The 21,171-nt window shown below is 68.1% G+C and carries 20 protein-coding genes; 2 read left to right on the top strand and 18 right to left on the bottom strand.

The window, feature by feature from the left end:
• Positions 1-11: 11 nt before the first annotated feature.
• The 12 genes from AT701_RS12460 to AT701_RS12405 form a co-directional block, all read right to left on the bottom strand.
• On the bottom strand, positions 12-2,171 hold the full coding sequence (locus AT701_RS12460; protein WP_011728359.1) for a thiamine pyrophosphate-dependent enzyme: 2,160 nt from the start codon (positions 2,169-2,171) through the stop codon (positions 12-14).
• A gap of 38 nt (positions 2,172-2,209) precedes the next feature.
• Complete coding sequence (locus tag AT701_RS12455) at positions 2,210-3,409, bottom strand: acyl-CoA dehydrogenase family protein (protein WP_011728358.1); 1,200 nt, start codon at positions 3,407-3,409, stop codon at positions 2,210-2,212.
• Between the two features lie 35 nt (positions 3,410-3,444).
• On the bottom strand, positions 3,445-4,665 hold the full coding sequence (locus tag AT701_RS12450) for an amidohydrolase family protein (RefSeq protein ID WP_058125915.1): 1,221 nt from the start codon (positions 4,663-4,665) through the stop codon (positions 3,445-3,447).
• A 62-nt stretch (positions 4,666-4,727) separates the two neighbouring features.
• Positions 4,728-5,234: a (2Fe-2S)-binding protein gene (locus tag AT701_RS12445; protein ID WP_003893831.1), complete on the bottom strand. Its 507-nt coding sequence runs from the start codon at positions 5,232-5,234 to the stop codon at positions 4,728-4,730.
• A complete protein-coding gene (locus AT701_RS12440) occupies positions 5,221-6,102 on the bottom strand; it encodes an FAD binding domain-containing protein (protein ID WP_003893830.1) in 882 nt (293 codons plus the stop codon). The genes AT701_RS12445 and AT701_RS12440 overlap by 14 nt, the downstream gene beginning before the upstream one ends.
• A complete protein-coding gene (locus AT701_RS12435) occupies positions 6,099-8,432 on the bottom strand; it encodes a xanthine dehydrogenase family protein molybdopterin-binding subunit (RefSeq protein WP_081319453.1) in 2,334 nt (777 codons plus the stop codon). The genes AT701_RS12440 and AT701_RS12435 overlap by 4 nt, the downstream gene beginning before the upstream one ends.
• Positions 8,429-9,217 carry an ABC transporter permease gene (locus tag AT701_RS12430; RefSeq protein WP_011728356.1) on the bottom strand — a complete coding sequence of 263 codons (789 nt, stop codon included), beginning with the start codon at positions 9,215-9,217 and terminating at the stop codon, positions 8,429-8,431. The genes AT701_RS12435 and AT701_RS12430 overlap by 4 nt, the downstream gene beginning before the upstream one ends.
• Positions 9,214-10,062: an ABC transporter permease gene (locus AT701_RS12425; protein WP_058125913.1), complete on the bottom strand. Its 849-nt coding sequence runs from the start codon at positions 10,060-10,062 to the stop codon at positions 9,214-9,216. Before AT701_RS12425 ends, AT701_RS12430 begins: the two co-directional genes overlap by 4 nt.
• On the bottom strand, positions 10,059-10,859 hold the full coding sequence (locus AT701_RS12420; protein ID WP_003893826.1) for an ABC transporter ATP-binding protein: 801 nt from the start codon (positions 10,857-10,859) through the stop codon (positions 10,059-10,061). Before AT701_RS12420 ends, AT701_RS12425 begins: the two co-directional genes overlap by 4 nt.
• Before the next feature lie 30 nt (positions 10,860-10,889).
• Entirely contained in the window at positions 10,890-11,870 is a 981-nt protein-coding gene (locus AT701_RS12415; protein ID WP_058125912.1) for an ABC transporter substrate-binding protein, read from the bottom strand.
• Positions 11,871-11,904: 34 nt separating this feature from the next.
• Positions 11,905-12,222 (bottom strand): hypothetical protein, encoded by a 318-nt coding sequence (locus AT701_RS12410; protein WP_003893824.1) that lies wholly within the window; start codon positions 12,220-12,222, stop codon positions 11,905-11,907.
• A complete protein-coding gene (locus AT701_RS12405; RefSeq protein WP_058125911.1) occupies positions 12,215-13,213 on the bottom strand; it encodes an LLM class flavin-dependent oxidoreductase in 999 nt (332 codons plus the stop codon). The genes AT701_RS12410 and AT701_RS12405 overlap by 8 nt, the downstream gene beginning before the upstream one ends.
• A 95-nt stretch (positions 13,214-13,308) precedes the next feature.
• Between AT701_RS12405 and AT701_RS12400 the strand changes: the two genes are divergently transcribed.
• Positions 13,309-13,905, top strand: coding sequence for an SRPBCC family protein (locus tag AT701_RS12400; protein WP_058125910.1), 597 nt, complete (start codon positions 13,309-13,311; stop codon positions 13,903-13,905).
• Positions 13,906-13,907: 2 nt separating this feature from the next.
• Here the strand turns inward: AT701_RS12400 and AT701_RS12395 are convergent, their stop codons facing one another.
• The 6 genes from AT701_RS12395 to AT701_RS12370 all read right to left on the bottom strand — a co-directional run bounded on the left by AT701_RS12395 (position 13,908) and on the right by AT701_RS12370 (position 19,410).
• Positions 13,908-14,369 carry a RidA family protein gene (locus AT701_RS12395; RefSeq protein WP_058125909.1) on the bottom strand — a complete coding sequence of 154 codons (462 nt, stop codon included), beginning with the start codon at positions 14,367-14,369 and terminating at the stop codon, positions 13,908-13,910.
• Positions 14,366-15,100: a GntR family transcriptional regulator gene (locus AT701_RS12390; protein WP_003893820.1), complete on the bottom strand. Its 735-nt coding sequence runs from the start codon at positions 15,098-15,100 to the stop codon at positions 14,366-14,368. The genes AT701_RS12395 and AT701_RS12390 overlap by 4 nt, the downstream gene beginning before the upstream one ends.
• Positions 15,101-15,168: 68 nt before the next feature.
• Entirely contained in the window at positions 15,169-15,372 is a 204-nt protein-coding gene (locus AT701_RS34720; protein ID WP_014877385.1) for a hypothetical protein, read from the bottom strand.
• A 255-nt stretch (positions 15,373-15,627) separates the two neighbouring features.
• Positions 15,628-16,401: an HAD-IIA family hydrolase gene (locus tag AT701_RS12380; protein ID WP_003893817.1), complete on the bottom strand. Its 774-nt coding sequence runs from the start codon at positions 16,399-16,401 to the stop codon at positions 15,628-15,630.
• A gap of 116 nt (positions 16,402-16,517) precedes the next feature.
• Positions 16,518-17,903, bottom strand: a complete 1,386-nt coding sequence (locus tag AT701_RS12375) for an aspartate aminotransferase family protein (protein ID WP_003893816.1) — start codon at positions 17,901-17,903, stop codon at positions 16,518-16,520.
• Positions 17,904-17,916: 13 nt separating this feature from the next.
• Positions 17,917-19,410 (bottom strand): CoA-acylating methylmalonate-semialdehyde dehydrogenase, encoded by a 1,494-nt coding sequence (locus AT701_RS12370; protein WP_003893815.1) that lies wholly within the window; start codon positions 19,408-19,410, stop codon positions 17,917-17,919.
• Between the two features lie 110 nt (positions 19,411-19,520).
• Between AT701_RS12370 and AT701_RS12360 the strand changes: the two genes are divergently transcribed.
• Entirely contained in the window at positions 19,521-21,137 is a 1,617-nt protein-coding gene (locus AT701_RS12360; protein ID WP_058125908.1) for a PucR family transcriptional regulator, read from the top strand.
• Positions 21,138-21,171: the final 34 nt, after the last annotated feature.

Genomic DNA, 21,171 nt, shown 5'->3' with positions numbered 1-21,171 from the left:
CGGCCAAGCTATCAAGATCCCTCGGTGAGGAGTTTCACCGCCGCCGCCTCGATGGTGTCCTCGGACAGCAGCACCTGCAACGCGGCGTCGCCGAGCGGGATGAAGCTGTCGGCGCTGGCCACCCGCTCCACACGGCCCGTGTATCCGCGCGCGAGCAGTTCGGCCAGCACGCCCTCGCCGACACCACCGGTCTGCCGGGTCTCGTCGACGATGAGGACACGCCCCGTCGCGGCGGCCTCGCGTGCCATGTCGTCCACCGGCAGCGGCGCGAGCCATCGCAGGTCCACGACCCGCACGGCGATGTCGCGCTGTTCGAGTCGCCGGGCCACCCGCAGGCTCATCCACAGACCGTTGCCGAACGTGAGGATCGTCAGGTCGTTCCCGTCGCCGTAGGTGCGGGCGCGCCCGATGGGCACCGGCTGCCCCGGATACGGCGCCAACCAGCCCTGATCGCCGTCCTCGTGGAGGTCCTTGGTGTGGTACAGCGCGATCGGCTCGAGGTAGACGCACAGCGCCCCAGCGGTTTTCGCCGCGGCCACACACGTGTGCAGCATCGCCGCCGCATCGTCGGGACGCGCCGGGGACGCGATCACCACACCGGGGATGTCGCGGATCGCGGCGATCGAGTTGTCGTTGTGGAAATGCCCGCCGAAACCCTTCTGATAGCCGTAGCCCGCGATCCGCACGACCATGGGGTTGCGGTACTGGCGGTTGGAGAAGAACTGAAGCGTGGCCCCCTCACCCCGGATCTGGTCGGCCGCATTGTGCAGGTAGGCGAGGTACTGGATCTCGGGGATGGGCAGCAGACCGGACACGCCCGCGCCGAGCGCCAGACCCAGGATGGTCTGCTCGTCGAGCAGGGTGTCGAACACGCGGGCCGGGCCCGCCGCGGCCTGCAACCCTCGGGTCACCCCGTACACCCCGCCCTTGCGTGCGACGTCCTCACCGAACACCAGGGCCTCGGGATACTCGGCGAGCACGTCGTGCAACGCCCGGTTGACGGCCAGCGCGAGCGTGAGTGGGGTGTCGCCCGCGGCCGGAGCGACCGACACCTCTTTCGCCTCGTCGAGGGCCTCGCGCAGCGGTTCCAGCACGGCCTCGGCGCTGCCGAGTTGCGGCGCGGCGCTCAGTTCACGCGCGCAGTCGATGACCTCCGCCCGCTTGTCCTCATAGCGCTGCAGCGCCTGATCGGGTGACAGAATTCCGTGTGCGACAAGCATTTTCGCGGTGTTGAGCACCGGGTCGCGGTCGAAGTCGGCGACGATCTCCTCGGGCCTACGGTAGGACGGCTCGTAATCGGAGCCGGCGTGGCCCATCAGCCGGACGGTGCTCAGATGCAGGAACGCCGGTTTGCGGTGTCTGCGCACCCAGTCCGCCGCGGCCTGCGCGGTGTCGTACGCCGAGGACAGGTCGCTGCCGTCGGCGGCGAAGTACTGCAGGCCGGGTCGGTTGCCGTAGGCGTTGGCGATCCAGCCGCGCGGGGTCCTGGTGCTGATGCCGATGCCGTTGTCCTCACACACGAACAACAGCGGCATGGGCAGGCCCTGGTAGGCGGCATGCAGTGCGGCGTTGATCGCGCCGACGGCTGTCGAGTGGTTCGCCGAGGCGTCGCCGAAACTGCACACCGTCACCGCGTCGTCGGGCCACGCACACGGCACGCCGAGCTTGCGGGCACGCGCGATCGCGAACGCCACCCCCACCGCGCGGGGCAGATGCGAGGCGATGGTCGAGGTCTGCGGGATGACGTTGAGATCGTGCCGGCCGAACACCTTGTGCCGGCCACCCGAGATCGGCTCGGACGTGGCCGCCAGGACGCCGAGCAGCACGTCGCGGATCGGGTCGGTGCCGCACGCCTGCGCGGCCCTCGCGGCGTAGAACCCGCCCGAGCGGTAGTGCAGCAGGGCCGGGTCGGTGAGCCGCAGGGCCGCGGCGACCGCGGCGTTGCCCTCGTGCCCCGACGAGCCGATGGTGTAGAAACCCTTGCCCTGTGCCCGCAGCCACCTGGCCGCGAGGTCCAGGTGGCGGCTGGCCAGCTGGGCGTCGAACAGTGTCAGCGCCATGTCGGTGCTCAGCGCAGTGTCGGGCCACGCCTGGCGAACCGCAGGCGCCGACAGTTGCGAGACGACCGTGGTGAAGTGGTCGTCGAGAGCCTCTTTCCGAGGGCCGGCCATGTGCCTCCTGACGTCGTGGCGGGCAGACGGTGCCGGGATCAGCGGAAGGCGCCGACGCCGGTGAGTGCCTGCCCGATGATCAGCGTATGCATCTCGCTGGTGCCTTCGTAGGTCAACACCGATTCGAGGTTGTTGGCGTGCCGCATCACGGGATACTCCCCGGTGATGCCGCTGGCGCCGAGCACCGTGCGGGCGGTGCGGGCGATCTCGATGGCTTCGCGCACGTTGTTGAGCTTGCCGAGGCTGACCTGCTCGGGGGCCAGCTCACCGGCGTCTTTCTGCCGGCCGAGGTGCAGCGCCAGCAGGAATCCCTTGCCGTACTCCAGCGTCATGTCGGCGAGCTTCTGCTGAGTGAGCTGGAACCCGCCGATGGGGCGGTCGAACTGTTCGCGTGAGCAGGCGTAGGCCAGCGCCGTCTCCAGGCAGTCGCGTGCCGCGCCGAGCGCACCGAAGACGATCCCGAACCGCGCCTCGTTGAGACACCGCAGCGGCGCACCCAGGCTCGTCGCCCCGGGCAACCTGGCGCTGTCGGGGAGCCGCACCCCGTCGAGAACGAGCTCGCTGGTCACCGAGGCGCGCAGCGACATCTTGGATTTGATGGTGTTCGCGGTGAATCCCGGGGTGTCGGTGGGGACGACGAATCCGCGGATCCCCTCGTCGGTACGCGCCCAGACGACCGCGACGTCGGCCACCGACCCGTTGGTGATCCACATCTTGGTCCCGGTGAGGATCCAGTCGTCACCTGAGCGGGTGGCCCTGGTGCGCATACCCGCAGGGTCGGAACCGTGGTCGGGTTCGGTGAGGCCGAAGCACCCGATGCGGTGACCGCTCGCCATGTCGGGCAACCACTGGTCCTTCTGCTCGTCGCTGCCGAAGGCGTGGATCGCGTACATCGCCAACGATCCCTGGACGCTCACCAGCGAACGGATCCCCGAGTCGCCCGCTTCGAGCTCAAGGCACGCCAATCCGTATGCGACCGCGGACATCCCGGCGCACCCGTAGCCCTTCAGGTGCATGCCCAAGAGGCCGAGCTCGCCCAGTTCGACGGCCAGTTCGCGCGCGGGCAGCTCACCGTCCTCGTACCAGGACGCGATGTGCGGCTTGATCCTGCGCTGGACGACGCTGCGCACGGTGTCGCGGATCTCGCGCTCCTCGGCGCTGAGCACGGCGTTGATCCCGATCAGGTCGTCGGCGCCACGGCGCTGCGAACGAGGTTGTGCGACAGCGCTGTTGGTCATCGTGTACTCCTGTGTGTGTCGGTTTCCGGCGGGGATCAGCAGCATCCCGCGCTGCGTGCCGCCGCCGCGGCCGGCAGGCGCAGATCACCGTGCCAGTGCACCGAGCGACTCGGGGGTGGCGTCTGCTGGCTGCGCGTCTTGACCAGTGGCACCCCGTCGACGAGTACGGCCGCGATGCCCGGCAGGTCGCCCAACGCGAACGATTCGAGCGCGTCGCCTGCCGTCGACCCCGTGATCGGACCGAGGACGACCAGATCAGCGGGTGCCCCCTCGACCAGCACGCCCGTGTACAGGCCGTGCGCCTTGGCGGTCTGCCCGGTGGCGGCGGCGACAGCGGTCAGCGGATCGACACCGCAGACCGAGGCCAGGAAGCACACGTTGCGCAGCATCCCGCGCGGGATGACGCCTGTGCCGCCCGGTGTGTCGGTGCCCAACGTCAGGCGGTGCAACTCGCCGCGTGCCGACAGTTCGTCGACCACGAGCTTGGTCGCCCGGTAGTTCATCGAACTGCACACTTCGACACTCGCCGAGGGCAGGTCCGCGATGATGCCCACGATGTCGTCGTCGGGTGCCGGGATGGGGCCGCCGGAGATGTGGCCGATGATGTCGGGTTGCACGGCGACGGCCACGTCGCGTCCGGCCACCCGGCTCGCACCGGACCGTGACACCCCGCCGGAGTGCATCTTCACGGTCATGCCGCGTTGGTGGGCCCATTCGACATACCGCTGGGCCTCGCCGTCACCCAGGCGGTTCCAGTCGTAGAAGATGAACTTGAGGTGTTTGATGCCCTCACGGTGCGCGCGGTCGAAGTGTTCCTCGGTCATCCCCGGCACCAGCAGCACCGTGCCCGCCTCGACCTTGACACCGGACGGCCGTGACCTGCCCGTGGTGTGTCGCGAGGTGATCGCGATGCTGAGCACCAGCTCGGGGGTCAGGTTCGAAAAATCCAGTCCGGGGATGTGCAGTTCGCCTGCCGACACCATCGACGTGGTGCCGCCCTGCAGATAGTTGCCGATCCATCCGATCGAGTTCTGCGCGGGCGTCCATTCCCCGAAGGTGGGGTGCACGTGGCCGTCGACGAGCCCTGGCATCACGGTCAGCCCGCCCGCGGACAGGACCTGATCGGGGTTCGGGTGGTCGACCCCGATCCCGGCGATGCGACCGTCTTCGATCAGCAGCGTGGTGTCGCGGACCGGTTCGATGGCCGCGTCACCGTGCAGCAGGAGTCCGATGTCCTCCACGAGCAGTGTCGGCACGTAACCTCCTGGGTAGTCGGGATGTCTGTATGTATGTGGAACGTGGACCAGAGACGGTCAGGTCACCCGTCGGCGGCGTCGAGTACGGCCTGCACGATGCCCTGGTAACCCGTGCACCGGCAGATGTTGCCCGACAGGGCTTCCCGGACGCTGTCCTCGGTCAGCGGCTTCTCGGTGTCGGGGTCGCGCAGCAATTCGACCGCGGACACCAGGAACCCCGGCGTGCAGAAACCGCACTGCAGCCCACCGCGTGCGGAGAAGGCCTGACGCAGCCGCTGGGTCTCCTCGAACTCGTCGAGACCCTCGACGGTGGTCACCCGCGTGCCGTCGGCCTGCACCGCGAGCATCAGGCAGGCGCGCACACCGCGCCCGTCGACGAAAACCGAACATGCGCCGCACACACCGTGTTCACAGCCGAGATGCGTTCCGGTGAGCTGTAATTCGTCGCGCAGGAAGTCGGCGAGGGTGAGCCGCGCCGGGACCGTGCGCTCGACCAGCCTGCCGTTGACGATGACCGAGACCTCGACACCCTGACCGGACGTTGCACCGGACATCTCAACGGTATGCATCCACTCGCTCCTGCCTCTCCCCGACACGGCGGGTCGCCTCGGTCAGCGCCTCGAACAGCGCCGTCTCACACAGTTGCCGCGAGTAGTCGGGATCATCGGATGACGGGTCGGTGGACCGGGCCCACCGGCTTGCCAGCGTTTCCCACAGCCGCGCCGACGGGCGCTCCCCCACTGCGTCGTCGCCCACGAACAGCAGTGGCCGGTCGGCTGCGCTGAGCACGGCACACCGCAGTTCGCAGATCCTGCCGTCGGCGTCGAGGCCCAGCACTGCGCCCGCGCCGGCAAGACCGTAATCACCGTGCTGGTGCGCGTATTCGACGAACCCCCAGCCCTGCCCGTACCGGGCGGCTGGTATCGACACCCACGTGATCAGCTCGTCGGGTTCCAGCGCACTCGTGAAGTAGGAGACGAACATGTCCTCGGCGCGCACCTGACGCCGGCCCCGGGTCGCCGACTCCACATGGAACGTCGCGTCGAGAACCAGGGTGGACAACGGCATCTCGGCCGCGGGATCCGCGTGGGCCACCGAGCCGCCGATCGTGCCGCGGTTGCGGATACCGACGTGACCGATGTAGCGGGCCGCGTCGGCGAGCAGCGGGGCCCGCGCCGCGATCAGCGGATCCGTCTCGACGGTGCGGTGGGTGACCAGCGCGCCGAGGATCAGGTCCTCGGTGTCGTCGAAGATGCGCCGGAGTTCGTCGAGGCGGCCGATGTCGACGATCACCCCGGGCCGTGCCAGGCGGAGGTTCATCAACGCCATCAGCGACTGCCCGCCTGCCATCACCTTCGCGTCGGGGTACGACGCGAGCTGCTCAAGCGCTTCCGCGACAGTGGCGGGCCGAAGGTATTGGAACGGTGCGGGTTTCATGACGCGGTCCTTGCGAGTACGCGGCACAGGTCGCCGGTCGCGATGGGCGTGGTGTCGATGTGCACACGACCGTCGAGAGCGTCGTCGACGGCCGACGCCACCGCGGCGTAGACCGCGATCGTGCCGCTCTCCCCCACCCCACGCACACCGAGGGGATTGGCCGGTGTGTCGACGTGCAGATGGCGCACGCGCACCCGCGGCACGTCGGTGGTCAGCGGCAGGTGGTACGCGGCGAACGTCGTGGATTGTGGCTGCCCGGCTTCGGAGTAGGCCCACCGTTCGAACAGGGTTCCGCCGATGCCCTGTGCCACACCACCGATGATCTGGCCCTCCACGATCTGCGGATTGATCTCGCGCCCGCCCTCGTGGGACACCGCGTAGCGCAGCACCTTCACGATGCCGGTGCGCCGGTGCACCCCGACGATCGCGGCGTGCACTCCCATGGTCCAGGTCACCGTCGAAACCCGGTGCACGGCACTGACATCGAGCATTCCCCCGGTTTCCAGGGCGCCACCGACGCCTGCCGCACGGACAAGATCCGCCCAGTCGAGTGCGGGTCTCCCACCGACGGAAAAGCAGCCGTCGCGATACTGCACGTCGTCGGGATCGGCGCCGATGAGGCGCGCGACCCGGTCGATCGCCGAGCCGACGAGTTCCCGTGCGGCCCTGTGCACGGCGGAGCCTGCCAGGACGGCCGAACGACTCGCGAACGTGCCCACGCCCTCGGGGAGCCACTCGGTGTCACCAGGGGTGTAGATCACCTGTTCCATCGGTACCGCGAGAGCCTCGGCGGCGACCTGGGCGAACACCGTCTCGTGACCCTGCCCGGCCGATGCGGCACCCGCGGTCACCTCGAAGCGGCCGTCGGGCGACAACCGGATCCGCGCCGTCTCGTGTGGGCCGCGTCCGGTGGCCTCCAGGTACGACGACAGCCCGTAGCCGATGCGGTACTGCGGATGCTCTGCGGCACAACGTGCGATCTCGTCGCGGGGCAACGCCTCGAGGACCGACTCGAGACAGGCGCGGTAGTCGCCGCCGTCGTACTCGATGGGCACACCGTCGCGGTACGGGATCGGGCGTGGGTAGGGCAGGTCGTCGGACGTGAGCAGATTGCGCCTGCGTATCTCGACACCGCTCAGCCCCAGTTCACGGGCCGCCGCGTCGAGGCTGCGCTCAAGGGCGAAGGTCGCCTCGGGCCGCCCTGCGCCGCGGTACTGCGCGACGAGCGTCTTGTTGGTCAGCGCCGCGCGCCCGGAGATCTCGGCGGCGGGTACGCGGTAGGGACCGAGCAGATGGATCGCGGTGTTCGCGACGATCCCCGCAACCCACAGGCTGCCCGCACCGATGTCGACGACGAAGTCGTCGGCCCACGCGAGTATGCGGCCCTGCTCGTCCACCGCGAGCCTGGTGTGGTGGATCTGGTCGCGGCCCTGCGCGCTGGCCACCAGATGCTCCTGGCGGTCCTCGACCCAGATCAGCCGCCTGCGGGTCTCTCGCGCGAGGCGCGCCAGCAGGATCTCCTCGGCGTAGACGTTGGCCTTGGTGCCGAATCCGCCGCCGACATCGGGAACCGAGACCACGACGTCGGCCTGCGACCATCCCGTCACCGCGCAGATCGCGTTGCGCACCATGTGCGGTACCTGGGTCGACGTGGTGATCTCGACGCGCTGTCGTCTGACGTCGAAATCGGCGATCACACCGCGGCATTCGAGCGGTACCGCGCCGTGCCTGTTCATCCGGTAGGTCCCCGAGACCACCGCGGCCGCGCGGGTGAAGGCACTCTCCGGATCGCCGAACGCGAAGTGGATCCGCGCCGCGGCGTTGCTGTCGAGGTGGTCGAACAGCACGGGGCTTCGGGGCTGCAGCGCCTCGGCCGGGTCGGCGACCGCGGGCCGTGACACGTAGTCGACCTCGATGGCCTCTGCCGCGTCCTCGGCGCGGTAGCGGTCCTCGGCGATGACGGCGGCCACGGGTTGACCGACGAAGTACACGCGGTCGGAGGCGATGACAGGCAGACGCTGCTCTGCGAGTTCGAGTGACGTGGCCGCGGTGAAACTTTCATCGGGCGTGGTCAGCGACGGGATGCACGCACCTGCCATGCCGAGGTCATCGGCAGTGAAAACGCCGATCACGCCCGGCATCCGAGTGGCCGCCGCGGTGTCGATGCGCGTGATGTCGGCATGCGGTTCGGTCGATCTCAGGAACACCACGTGGTGTGCGCCCGCGGACAGATCCGCCACGAAATGTCCGCGGCCGCCGAGCATCCGGTCGTCCTCACGGCGCCGCACCGAACTGCCGATGAGGCCCCGCCCGTTTGCGTTGGAGGTCAATGGAGTCGTTTCTCCCACTGCCACAGCACGATCGAGATTCCGAACGAGATGGTGATCAACAGCATGATGGTGGCGACCATCGAGGGATAGTCACCGTGGCTGTAGGACTGCAGCACCACGCGTCCCAGGCCACGGCGGGTGGCGAAGAACTCGGAGAGCACCACGCCGACCACGGCCAGGCTCACCGCCAGACGGATGCCCGTGAGCAGAGGCCGCCGGATCGCCGGGATGATGATGTGGGTCAGCGTCTGCCACCGGCCGGCCCGGACCGAGCGCGCGAGCTTCCAGTACACCCGCGGTATCTCCTGGACGCCCGTGGAGACGTTGATCAGCACCGGGAACAGCGCGAACAACACACCCATGACCACCTTCGAACCGGTCAGGCTGAAGATCGGCAGCAACACGGGGTACAGGACGATCTTCGGAATCCCGTTGAGGATGATCAGCATCGGCTCGAACATGACCCGCAACCGTTCGGACAGCCCGAGCAGCAGGCCGAGCCCGCCACCTATGGCGGTGCCGATGACGAACGCCAGGAACACCGACTGCGCGGTGACCCGCAGGTCGAACAGGTACGCCGGATCCGAGAGGTTGTCCACCAGCACGCCGAACGTCTGCACGGGCGACGGGATCACAAACGTCAGGTCGGAGAAGATCTCCCAGACGACCAGCATGAGCAGGGCCAGCAGCGTCGCGCCGACAGCCTGGTTGCCCAGCAGGGTGCGCCACCGCGGCAGCCCCGCAGGCGCAGTGGTTTTCGGGGTGTTCTCGATCGTGGTGCTCATCTGTTCCGCCCCTTCAACAGGATCCGCTCGACGAGTGCCAGCAGCACGGTCAGCAGACACGAGAGGATCAGCACCACGGCGATGTAGGCGAACATCTGGTTGTTGTCGAAGATCTCGTACAGATACCGGATGCGGTATCCCAGGCCCGCCTGGGCGGTCGTGAACTCCATGGCGATCGTGCCGATCAGTGCGTACACCACCGCGAGGCGCAACCCCGCGACGATGTACGGGCCCGCGGCCGGTATGGCGATCGCGAACAGCGTCTGTTTCGGTGATGCCTTCAGCGACCGTGCCAGTTTGAGATAGACCGCGGGCATGGAGTTCAGCCCCACCGCGGTGTTGAGCGCCATCGGGATCGCCGCCATCACGGTGGCGAGGATGATCACCGACATGGCGTTGATGCCGACCAGCACGATCATCACCGGGTAGAACAGCACGAGCGGGACGGCGTAGAACGACACCAGGTACGGCTCGAAGATGCGCCCCACCGTGGGGACCTTCCAGAAGATCAGGCCCGCGATGAAACCGAGGATGCTCCCGAAGACGATCGCGCACGCCACCTCGACACCGGTGCGTCCCGCGTCGCCCCAGAACTGCGGCTCACCGAGGATGGTGAGAAGTTCGGCGGTGATCACCGACGGCGCGGGCAGCACCTGCGTGGTCCACAGACCCGCCCGCGCGCCGATCTCTGCCAGCGCGAGAAGGACCGCGAGGAGAAGGACCGTCGAGATCCCGCTGATCGCGAAATTGCCCAGTTTACGTATACGGCGAGGCGGCTCGCCGGTTGCCGGTTCCATGGCTTCTGCCGTCGGGTGGTCCTGTTGCGCCACAATCGAGGTCGTCACGTCGTGGCCGTCTCCTGCTGCTTGAAGCCCCGCATGGACTCGGCCTGCAGCGACGTCCAGATCCGGTTCTGCAACTCGTTGAACTCAGGCGTCGAGACCATGCTCGCGTCACGTTCGGCGGGCAGGTCGATGTCGACGACGTCGATGATCGAGCCCGGCCGGTACGACATCACCCAGACCTGTTGCGACAGCAGGATCGCCTCGGAGATGTCGTGCGTGACGAACACGATGGTCTGGTGCGTGCGTGCCCAGATCTGCCGGATCTCGGCGCCGAGGAACAGCCGTGTCTGCTGGTCCAGCGCCGCGAACGGCTCGTCCATCAGCACCACCTCGGGCTCCACGGCAAGCGTACGTGCGAGCGCGACGCGTTGCCGCATACCGCCCGACAGCATCGACGGGTAGGACTTCTCGAATCCGTCGAGCCCGACGAGCTCGATCGCCTTCCTGGCACGCTGCCTGCGTTCGGCTTTTTCCACGCCGATCATCTCCATGGCGAACGCGACGTTCTCCTCCACGGTGCGCCACGGGAGCGTCGAATCCTCCTGGAACACAACGCCGATCGAGGGGTCCGGCCCCGTCACCGGCTTGCCCGCCACGCGCACCTGCCCCGTGGAGGCCTTCTGCAGACCGGCGATGACGGCCAGCAGGGTGGACTTGCCGCATCCACTCGGGCCGACGATCGACACGAAGCTCGCGTGCGGGACATGCTGGTCGATGCCGGCCACCGCGGTCACCTTGCCTGCCGGAACATCGAACACGACCGATACGTCCTCGATGCGGATACCGTCACGATCCATAGCTGCCTCTTCGGGGTAGATGCGGTGTGCTCAGAGCTCGGCGCGGGCGTCGTCGGGCAGGTACTGCTGATCCAGCGTCGACGCCCAGTCGATCGGCTCGGGGATCTGCCCGGCGGCCACCATCAGCTCCGACAGGTTGCGCAGCCCCTCGGCGTCGACCTTCAACGAATATCCCTTGGCGAGATCGGGATTGCTCTCGAACGCCGACTTCATGATCTCGGGGCTGACCCCGACCAGCGGAGCGATCGCGTCGGCGGCCTCGTCCGTGTTGTCCACCAGCCACTTGTTCAGCCGGTCGGCGACGGTGAAGAACTTGCGGACGTTGTCCGGGTTCTGCTCGGCGTACTCGGTGTTGATCGCCACGAGGTCGGCGGGCATGTCACCGATGACCTCCCGCGAATCGACCAGCACTTCTGCGTTCTCCGTCGCCTGCTTGTCGGCGATGAACGGCTGCATGGCCCAGCCGGCGGTGATCTGGCCGGCCTTCGCGGCCGTCCAGTTGTCGCCCATCGGACCCACGGCCTGGGACTTGACGCCGAGTTCACGCTCGAGGCCCTTCACGATCAGCTCGGTGGACGACCCCGCTGAGCTGAACCCCAGCGTGGCGCCTTCGAGCTTGCGACCGGGCGGGCTGATCCACGAGAAGTCGTTGATCTGGAACCACGGCGCGATGACCTTGAGGTTCGAATTGGGCTGCTGCGCAGCAAGGATCACCGACGTGTTGCCCGCGATCGCCATGTCGGCGTCACCGCTGGTGACCACGCGCAGCGTGTTGCCGCCGCCACCTCCGGAGTACAGGTCGACGTCGAGGCCTTCTTCTTTGAACCAGCCCTTGTCGATGCCCACCTGAAGGATCGCCATGAACGGCAGGCTGTCGACGCCGGTCGCCGAGATGCTCAGGGTGCTCGTATCGCTCGTGGGACCGGCGGACTCGTCGGCGCATGCCGTCGAACCGAGCACGAGGGCGGCGGCAGTGCCTGCCACGGCCAGGACTTTGGGGAACCAGGACATCTGACGCAACCTCCGGTAGGGGAATTCGGGTGTTCTATACGAGCCGGTGTGATCTGGGTTCGACATGTCTGCGGCGGAAAGACCGCGCGCGAGTGCTCAGCAGGCCGGCCAGTTCCAGACCGACCGCGATGCCGAAGAGCGCCGCCGCGGCCGTGAAGCGCGCCCCCGTGGTGTCGCGTGCCGCGGGCACACCGTGCGACGGCGGATCGGCAGGTACCGCAGCGGTTTCGGGGCGGGGTCCGACCGGGACCCCGTCGGCAGGCGTGAGTGGCCGCCGCAACGGAGGTGGCGCACCGGGGACGGCGCTGCCCGGCGCCGGGAACGTGCGCTGCTCGGTTGCCGGATCAGCCATGGCCGCCCACGAGTTCGGCGAACGTCCGGATCGTCGGCGCCCGGCTCTCACCGGGCCGGACGAACGGGACGATCGACACCTGATCCACCCCGAGAGCCTCGATCTCCTTGAGCCGTTGTCCGCATTCGGCCGGCGTACCCGCCAGCGCGAACAGGTCGACGAGTTCGTCGGGCACGAGATCGGCGTGCGACGCCTCGGTGTTCATGTGCTCGTAGTAGTTGTAGGACGTGCGGATCCGGTCGATCGCCTCTTCCAGTTCGGGTGCCACCTTGGCAGGCAACGGCCGGATCGCCACGCGTGACACGTGGGCCCGTACCAGGTCCCTGGCCTTGGTGCGGTCGTCGTCGATCGCCGTGGGGGTCCACAACACGATGTGGAGATCGTCGAGGGTGCGGCCGCTCTCGGCGGCCCCGGCCGCGATGGTCTCCAGCGCCGCCTCGATGAAATGCGGGGCGGTACCCACCAGCACGATGACCCCGTCGGCGATGCGACCGGACATCCGCAGGATCTTCGGCGCGGAGGCGGCGATGTAGATGGGGATGTCGACCGGTTCGCTCAGGTAGTTCAAGTGGTACTCGGCGCCACTGGTCGCCTCGGCGACCTTCTCGCCCCGGAAGAGGGCACGCAGATCGCTGACGGACTTCTCCAGCTCGGCCAGCCTCTGCGGCTTGAGCCCCATGGTCCGCAGCGAGGAGTCACCGGTTCCGATGCCCAGCGCCACGCGCCCTCCGGTGAACTCGGCGAGTGTCGCCCAGGTGGACGCCAGCAGCGACGTGTGGCGCGTGACCGCGTTGGTGACACCGGTGCCGAACACGATGCGTTCCGTTCCGACCGCGGCCGCGCCCATCACGGTCGACGACTCGCGCCAGATGTTCTGGGAGTCGCCGAACCACACGTTGTCATACCCGAGCGACTCGCAGAGCCCCACGTATTCGCGCATCGCACCCACCGGTTCGGTCGGGAAGAGACCGACACCCTTGCTCAGCACCATCGACTCCCTGGAACGACGTTGGATAGTGTATCCAATCGTAAGGGGGTTGTTCAGGTCACACAACCGGAAACGGAAAATACAGAGAAGAGATCGCAGTGCAACTGATCAACGAGTTCTCCGTCGACGCACCACTCGGCACCGCCTGGTCGGCCCTCACCGACATTCCACTCGTCATCGGGTGCGTACCCGGCGCCGAACTCGAAGGTCACGACGGTGACGACTACCGCGCCAGGGTCGGCGTGAAGGTGGGACCGGTCGGGTTGACCCTCACGGGCACCGCGACCGTGGTCAGCCGTGACGACACGACCCACCAGATGGTGGTGCGCGGCGCCGCGCGCGACCGCAAGGGGCAGGGCTCCGCCGAGGCCGTAGTGCGGATCTCCGCCCGCGACGACGCGGGCCGCGCGCAGGTGACCGTACACACCGATCTCGAACTCGGCGGCCGCATATCGCAATTCGGCAGTCCCGTGATATCGCAGGTGGGCAACCGGATCATCGGCCAGTTCGTCACCAGGCTCAACGCGGCCATCAGCACGCCCGCCGGCGCGTCGGCGCCCGCCTCCGCCCTCGCTTCGGCGCCGGTCACGCGCGTAGCGGACCACGAAACGGATTGGCTCGCAATCGTGTTGACCGCGATCGCCGGGGTCGCCCTCGGTCTCGCGCTCGGGCGCACCGCCGAACGCGTGGCGTGACCTCAGGGCCGCACCGATGCGACGAGTTCGAGTTCCACGCATGCCCCACCCGGCAACGACGCCACCCCGACGGCCGTGCGGGCATGCGCACCGCGCTGCTCGCCGAACACGTCCATGAGCATTCTCGACGCGCCGTCGATCACGGCGGGGTGGCTGTCGAAATGCGGCGACGCGCGCACATAGCCGCGCAGAAGGACGAGCCCGCGTACCGCCTCGAGACCGACGGCCGCGTCGACGGCGGCGATCAGGTTCAGCGCCGCGTACCCCGCATGTTTTTCCGCCTGCTCGGGCGTGACGTCCTCACCGACCGTCCCGAACGCGCCCGGTTCGGTGGGCCGCCGTGACGTCGTCCCGGAGATCCACAACTGGTCGCCGACCAGCCGGCTCGGGAAGTACGCACCTTTCGGTTCCGCGGGCGGGGGAATCTCGATTCCCAACGCGGACAGTCTCTCCCGGACACTCATGAGGCGTCTTCGGACTTTTCGTCGCCGAATACGGTGTGCAGATGGCCGATCGCCTGCTGGCGGTGTTCATGGTTGATCGCCACGGCGCGCTCGGCATCGCGCGCCACGAACGCGTCGACCAGCAGGATGTGCTCGGTGTTGACCTTGGACAGATCCATGAGGTGCGCATACAGCGGGCGGTAGGCGTCGGCGGTGTTCCACAGCTGGGTGACGATGCGCCTGGTGCGCGCGAGTGTGCTGGTCTCGAACGTCAGGAAGTGGAACTGCCGGTTGGCCAACCCCAGCGCGATCAGGTCGCCCTTCTCGGCGGCCCGGTCCATGTCGTCCATCTGCTCGCGCATGAGGTCCACGATGTCGTCGGTGACCGCGGGCATGGCGTCGCGGATGAGTTCGGCCTCCAGGAGGTCGCGCAGCCGGAACACCTCGAGGAGTTCGTCGAGCCCCAGTTTGGCCACGCGGTAGCCGCTGTGGGGCACGTAGGTGATGTACTCCTCGGCCTCCAGCGTCTTCAGCGCCTCCCGGATCGGGATGCGCGAGAGGCCGAACTGTTCGGCCAGGCTCTCCTGGACGATCCAGCTGCCGGGTGCGAGCTTGCCGCTGGTGATGTCCCGCCGCAGCACCTCGGCCACGGCCTGCTGGGCCGTCTTGGGGCGCACGAAGTCGGCCCGGGTGGCCGCGGCCTTGGCGGTCCGGGCCGGGCTGCTGCTCTTGGATGCTGTTCGCGGCGCCATGCAATCTCGCTTTCGCTCAGATTGGATACTCTATGCGATCGCGTATGAGCGGGCCACAATCCACATGCTCAGCGGGCGGGTGATCGGCGCATCACGTCTGTCAGAAACGCCACGATCCGCCGGGCATCGGCGGCGTCGGGATCCTGGTCCGGGTCGTAGATGACCAGGCTCAGACCTGCGCACCGTCCGGTCGACAGCACGGTACCGGCCACCTCGGCCAACTGTTCCCACCGCAGCCCGCGAGCGTGCCGACGTCGAACTGTGCGCGCCACTTCTCATCACGCGGCCCGAGCACCACGACCCGGTCCCGCGGCAACACTGAAACCGCCTCGCGCAGAGGGCCTTCGAGGGTGTGTCCGGTCAGACCGAGCAGCGCCGAACGCTCCCGCGATCCCCGCGCTGCGTAGCGCCTCGGCCGCGCGGGCCTGGTTGCCGAGCCGCCCGTACCCGTCGAAGGGCACGCCGATCAGCTCGACATCCAGGCTCATGTCAACCGGTTCACTTCAACGGGGTCATATCAGTTCGTGTCATATCAGTTCGATGGCCTCTGCGATCGACGGCAGCACACGGCTGGGCCGGAACGGATAACGCTCGATGTCCTCGACCGCCGTCGACCCGGTGAGCACCAGGATGGTGTCCAGGCCGGCCTCGATACCGGCCACCACGTCGGTGTCCATGCGGTCGCCGACCATGACCGTGTTCTCCGAATGCGCCTCGATGCGGTTGAGCGCGCTGCGGAACATCATCGGATTGGGCTTGCCGACGAAGTAGGGTTCGCGGCCGGTGGCCTTGGTGATCATGGCCGCGACCGAGCCGGTGGCGGGCAGCGGCCCCTCGGCAGAGGGGCCGGTCACGTCGGGGTTGGTCGCGATGAACCGGGCACCGCCGAGGATGAGCCGGATCGCGCGGGTGATCGCCTCGAACGAATACGTGCGGGTCTCCCCCAGCACGACGAAATCCGGCTCCACATCGGTCAGGGTGTAACCGACCTCGTGCAGGGCCGTCGTCAGCCCGGCCTCCCCGATCACGTACGCCGAACCGCCCGGCAACTGACCGTCGAGGAACGCGGCGGTCGCGAGCGCCGAGGTCCAGATCGAGCTTTCTGGCACCGTCAGGCCCGAACGCGCGAGCCGGGCCGCGAGATCGCGCGGGGTGAAGATCGAATTGTTTGTCAGAACCAGAAACGGCCGCTCCTTGTCGACCAGGGTTTGCAGGAACTCCGCGGCTCCTGGCAGCGCGTGTTCCTCGCGCACCAGGACACCATCCATATCGGTCAGCCAGCACTGGGCATGTGAACGCACCACCCCAGTGTCTCAAGTCGACGGTGAGATTGCGTCCATGGTCGTGAATTTCTGTCGAGCACGAAAAATGCCCGGCCGCGCGATCTCTCGCACGGCCGGGCATTTCGGCACAGATGTCAGACGGTGTGCTCGTCGGCGACGTCGAGCGCAGAGTCCAGGATCGCCAGGCCCTCACGCGCCTCGTCGGCCGAGACGTTGCACGGCGGCACGACGTGGATGCGGTTGAAGTTGGCGAACGGCAGCAGGCCACCGGACTTGCACGCCGCGATGACGGCGTTCATGGCCGGGCTCGAAGAACCATAGGGCGCCAACGGTTCCCGCGTCTTCTGGTCCTTGACCAGTTCGACGGCCCAGAACACGCCGAGGCCGCGGACCTCACCGACGCTGCGGTGCTTGGCGGCCAACTCGGCCAGGCCGGGGCCGATGACCTCGGCGCCCACCTTGGCCGCGTTCTCGACCATGCCCTCGTCTTCCATCGCGTTGATGGTCGCCACGGCCGCCGCACACGCCAGCGGATGACCCGAGTAGGTCAGCCCGCCCGGGTAGGCCCGGTGCGCGAAGGTCTCGTAGATCTCCGGGCTGATCGCCACGCCGCCGAGCGGCACGTAACCCGAGTTGACCCCCTTGGCGAACGTCATCAGGTCAGGAACGACGTCGAAGTGGTTGATGGAGAACCACTTTCCGCTGCGTCCGAAGCCCGCCATCACCTCGTCGGCGATGAACACGATGCCGTAGCGGGTGCACAGCTCACGCACGCCCGCCAGGTATCCGGGCGGCGGCACCATGATGCCCGCGGTGCCCGGGATGGACTCCAGGATGATCGCGGCGATGGTGGACGGGCCCTCCATCTGGATGAGTTTCTCCAGGTACTCCAGCGCGCGCTGGGATTCCTGCTCCTCGGTCTCGGCGTAGAACGACGAGCGGTACAGGAACGGCCCGTTGAAGTGCACGATCCCCGAGTTGCCGCGGTCGTTGGGCCAGCGGCGCGGGTCACCGGTCAGGTTGATCGCGGTGTCGGTGCCGCCGTGGTAGGCGCGGTACCGCGAGAGCACCTTGTAGCGGCCGGTGTGCAGCCGCGCCATGCGCACGGCGTGCTCGACCGCGTCGGCGCCACCGTTGGTGAAGAAGATCTTGTTCAGTTCACCAGGGGTGCGCTCGGCGATGAGCCGCGCCGCCTCCGAGCGCGCCGCGTTGGCGTGCTGCGGTGCCACCGTGCACAGCTTGGCGGCCTGCTCGGCAATGGCGGCAACGACTTTCGGGTGCTGATGGCCGATGTTGGTGTTGACCAGCTGGCTGGAGAAGTCCAGCAGCCGGTTGCCGTCGCCGTCCCACAGGTACGACCCCTGCGCGGCGGTGACGGTCATCGGGGAGATCTCCTCCTGGGCGGACCAGGAGTGGAACACGTGGGCGCGGTCGAGCTCGTAGGCCCGTGCCGCCTCCGCCTTGGCCGTGTCAACGGTCAGGCCGTTGGGCAGCAGCGTGGACTCTTGAATCGCAGTCATGTTTGCCAGTCTCTCACTTGTTCTGCGGGAAGCCGAGGTTGATACCACCGTGGCTGGGGTCGAGCCAGCGGCTGGTGACGGCCTTGGTCCGCGTGAAGAAGTGCACACCCTGGATGCCGTGGGCGTGGGTGTCGCCGAACAACGAGGCCTTCCAGCCACCGAAGCTGTAGTAGGCCATGGGAACCGGGATCGGCACGTTGATGCCGACCATGCCGACCTCGACCTCGTTCTGGAAGCGGCGCGCCGCACCGCCGTCGTTGGTGAAGATCGCGGTGCCGTTGCCGTACGGGTTGTTGTTGATGAGCTCGAGCGCCTCGTCGTAGGTCTCGACGCGCACCACCGAGAGCACGGGGCCGAAGATCTCGTCGGTGTAGACGCTCATCTCGGGGGTGACGTTGTCGAGCAGCGTCGGGCCCAGCCAGAAGCCGTCCTCCTCACCGTTGGCGATCACGGTGCGGCCGTCGAGCACGACCTTGGCGCCTGCGGCCTCACCGGCGTCGATGTAGGAGGCCACCTTGTCGCGGTGCGCCTTGGTGACCAGCGGGCCCATGTCGGAATCCTTGGTGCCGTCACCGGTCTTGATCGTGGCGGCACGCTCGGCGATCTTGGCGACCAATTCGTCGGCGACCGGGCCGACGGCGACGCAGGCGGAGATCGCCATGCAGCGCTCACCTGCCGAACCGAAGCCCGCGTTGACCATCGCGTCGGCGGCCAGGTCCAGATCGGCGTCGGGCAGCACGACGGCGTGGTTCTTCGCGCCGCCGAGGGCCTGCACGCGCTTGCCCGCGGCGGTGCCGGTGGCGTAGACGTACTTGGCGATGGGGGTCGAGCCGACGAAGCTGACACCCTTGATCTTGGGGTTGGTCAGCAGTTCGTCGACGGCGGTCTTGTCACCCTGCAGGACGTTGAACACGCCGTCGGGCAGGCCGGCTTCCTTCCACAGTTCGGCCATCCACAGCGAGGCCGACGGATCCTTCTCCGACGGCTTCACCACCACGGTGTTGCCCGCGGCGATCGCGATCGGGAAGAACCACATCGGGACCATGGCCGGGAAGTTGAACGGGCTGATGATGCCCACCGGGCCGAGCGGCTGGCTGATGGAGTACACGTCGACCTTGGTCGAGGCGTTCTCGGTGAACCCGCCCTTGAGCAGATGCGGGATGCCGCAAGCGAATTCGACGACCTCGAGACCGCGGGTCACCTCACCGAGCGCATCGGAGAGCACCTTGCCGTGCTCGGCGGTGATGATCGCCGCAACCTCTTCCTTGCGGGCGTTGAGCAGTTCGCGGAACGCGAAGAGCACCTGCGTGCGCTTGGCCAGGGAGGTGTCGCGCCACGCCGGGAACGCCGCGGCGGCCGAGTCGATCACCGCGCGCGCATCCTCGACACTGGCCAGTGCGACCTCACCGGTCACCGCACCGGTCGCCGGGTTGGTCACCGGGGCGGTCGCGGTCGAGCTACCGGCAAATACCTTGCCGTCGCGCCAATGCTGGATGACAGTGCTCATGTAAAACCTTCCGTGGGACGAACGACTTCACCTTTCACTGTGCGACACCGCACCCTCTCCGGCGCCGATCACTGTGTATGCGTGATCGACCGTCTGCTTACACTTTGTAAATGATCCCGACCGTCCGCGACGTGATCGGCCTGCCCGTGGTGCAGGCCGGCGACCCCGAGGTGGTCAGCGCCGAGAACCTCGACTGCCCCGTGCGCTGGGTCCACGTCAGCGACATGCCGGATCTGGCCGGTCTGCTCCACGGCGGCGAGCTGGTCCTCACCACGGGCGCGGGCCTGGCCGAGGCGCCGGACGACTACCTGGAGCGCATGACCCGCGCGGGCGCCGTCGGCCTGGTGGTCGAACTCGGAACCCGCGTCTCCCGTCTCCCACGCGGGGTCAGTGACGTCGCCCGGTCCCTCGGCCTGCCCCTGGTGCTGCTGCACCGCCAGACCCGCTTCGTCGAGATCACCGAGGCCGTGCACCGGCTGATCGTCGCCGACCAGTACGAGGAGCTCGCGTTCGCACACCGCACCCACGAGACCTTCACCGATCTGAGCATGCGGCGCGCATCGCTGGCCGACATCGTGCGCGCGGCAGCGGACATGATCAACGAATCGGTGGTGCTCGAAGACCTCTCGCACCAGGTGCTCGCGATCTCGCCGCGCGGCGAGGCCGCCACCGCAGTGCTCGCCGAGTGGCAGCGCCGCTCGCGGGCCATGGCCGAACCGTGGATCACCACCTCCGTCGGCCCGCGCACCGAGGAATGGGGACGGCTGATCATTCCGCACACCCCCGCCGCACCCGCGCGCGCCAAGACCGTGCTCGAACGCGCCGCGCAGGCGCTGGCATTGCACCGCATGGCCGAGCGGGGACGCTCGGGCCTGGAACACCAGGCGCAGAGCGGCCTCATCGACGACGTGCTCGGCGGCCGGATCGCCGATGACCGCGAGGCCGCCGCGCGGGCCGAGGCGCTGGGCCTGCGCGCGGGCGGCCCCTACCTGCCGGTGACGGTGCGGACCGAGGCCCCCGCCGAACGGCTCGACCCGGTCGGCGTCCAGCGCCGCAACATCCGCATCCTCGACGCGGTCACCCACAGCGTGCGGTCCCAGGGCCACACCGCCATCTGCTCGATCCGGCGCGACGGCGAGATCGGGTTCGTCCTGGCGCTGACACCGCGGCGCAACCTGACCGCCGACGCCGCGCTGGCGCGACTGGCCGAGGGTCTGCGCGAGTCCGTCACGCGCAGTGGCGTCACCACGAAAGTTGTTGTGGCCGTTGCCAACAACGCCACCGCGTTCGCCGACGCGGTGCACGGCCTGCGCGAGGCCGCCCACATCGCCGAGGTCGCGCTGCCGATGGCGGGCACCGCACGGCTCTCGGGCCGCGCGTTCGTCCGCGCCTCCGACGTCCGGCTACGGGGTCTGATCACGCTGCTGTCCGACGATCCACGCGTGCAGACCTTCGCCGAGACCGAGCTGAGGAGCCTGCTGATCCACGATGCCGACCACGGTGAGGACGACATGGCGGTGTTGCGCGGATATCTCGAACTGGCAGGCAACAAGTCGGCACTGGCCAAGCGGTTGCACATGAGCAGGCCTGCGCTCTACAGCCGCCTGGCCGCCATCCAGCGTCGCCTCGGCGTCGACCTCGACGACGGGGAGTCGATGACCTCGCTGCACGTCGCACTGCTGATCCTCGACACGCATCGCAGCGCCAACCCCGAACCGGCCCGATGAGAGTTCGATGAAAACCCACGCTGCTGTGCGGGTT

The organism is Mycolicibacterium smegmatis (assembly GCF_001457595.1).
In the GTDB taxonomy this organism is placed as follows: domain Bacteria; phylum Actinomycetota; class Actinomycetes; order Mycobacteriales; family Mycobacteriaceae; genus Mycobacterium; species Mycobacterium smegmatis.
Note: the sequence above shows the minus strand (reverse complement) of the source record. Positions and strands in the feature narration are given on the sequence as shown.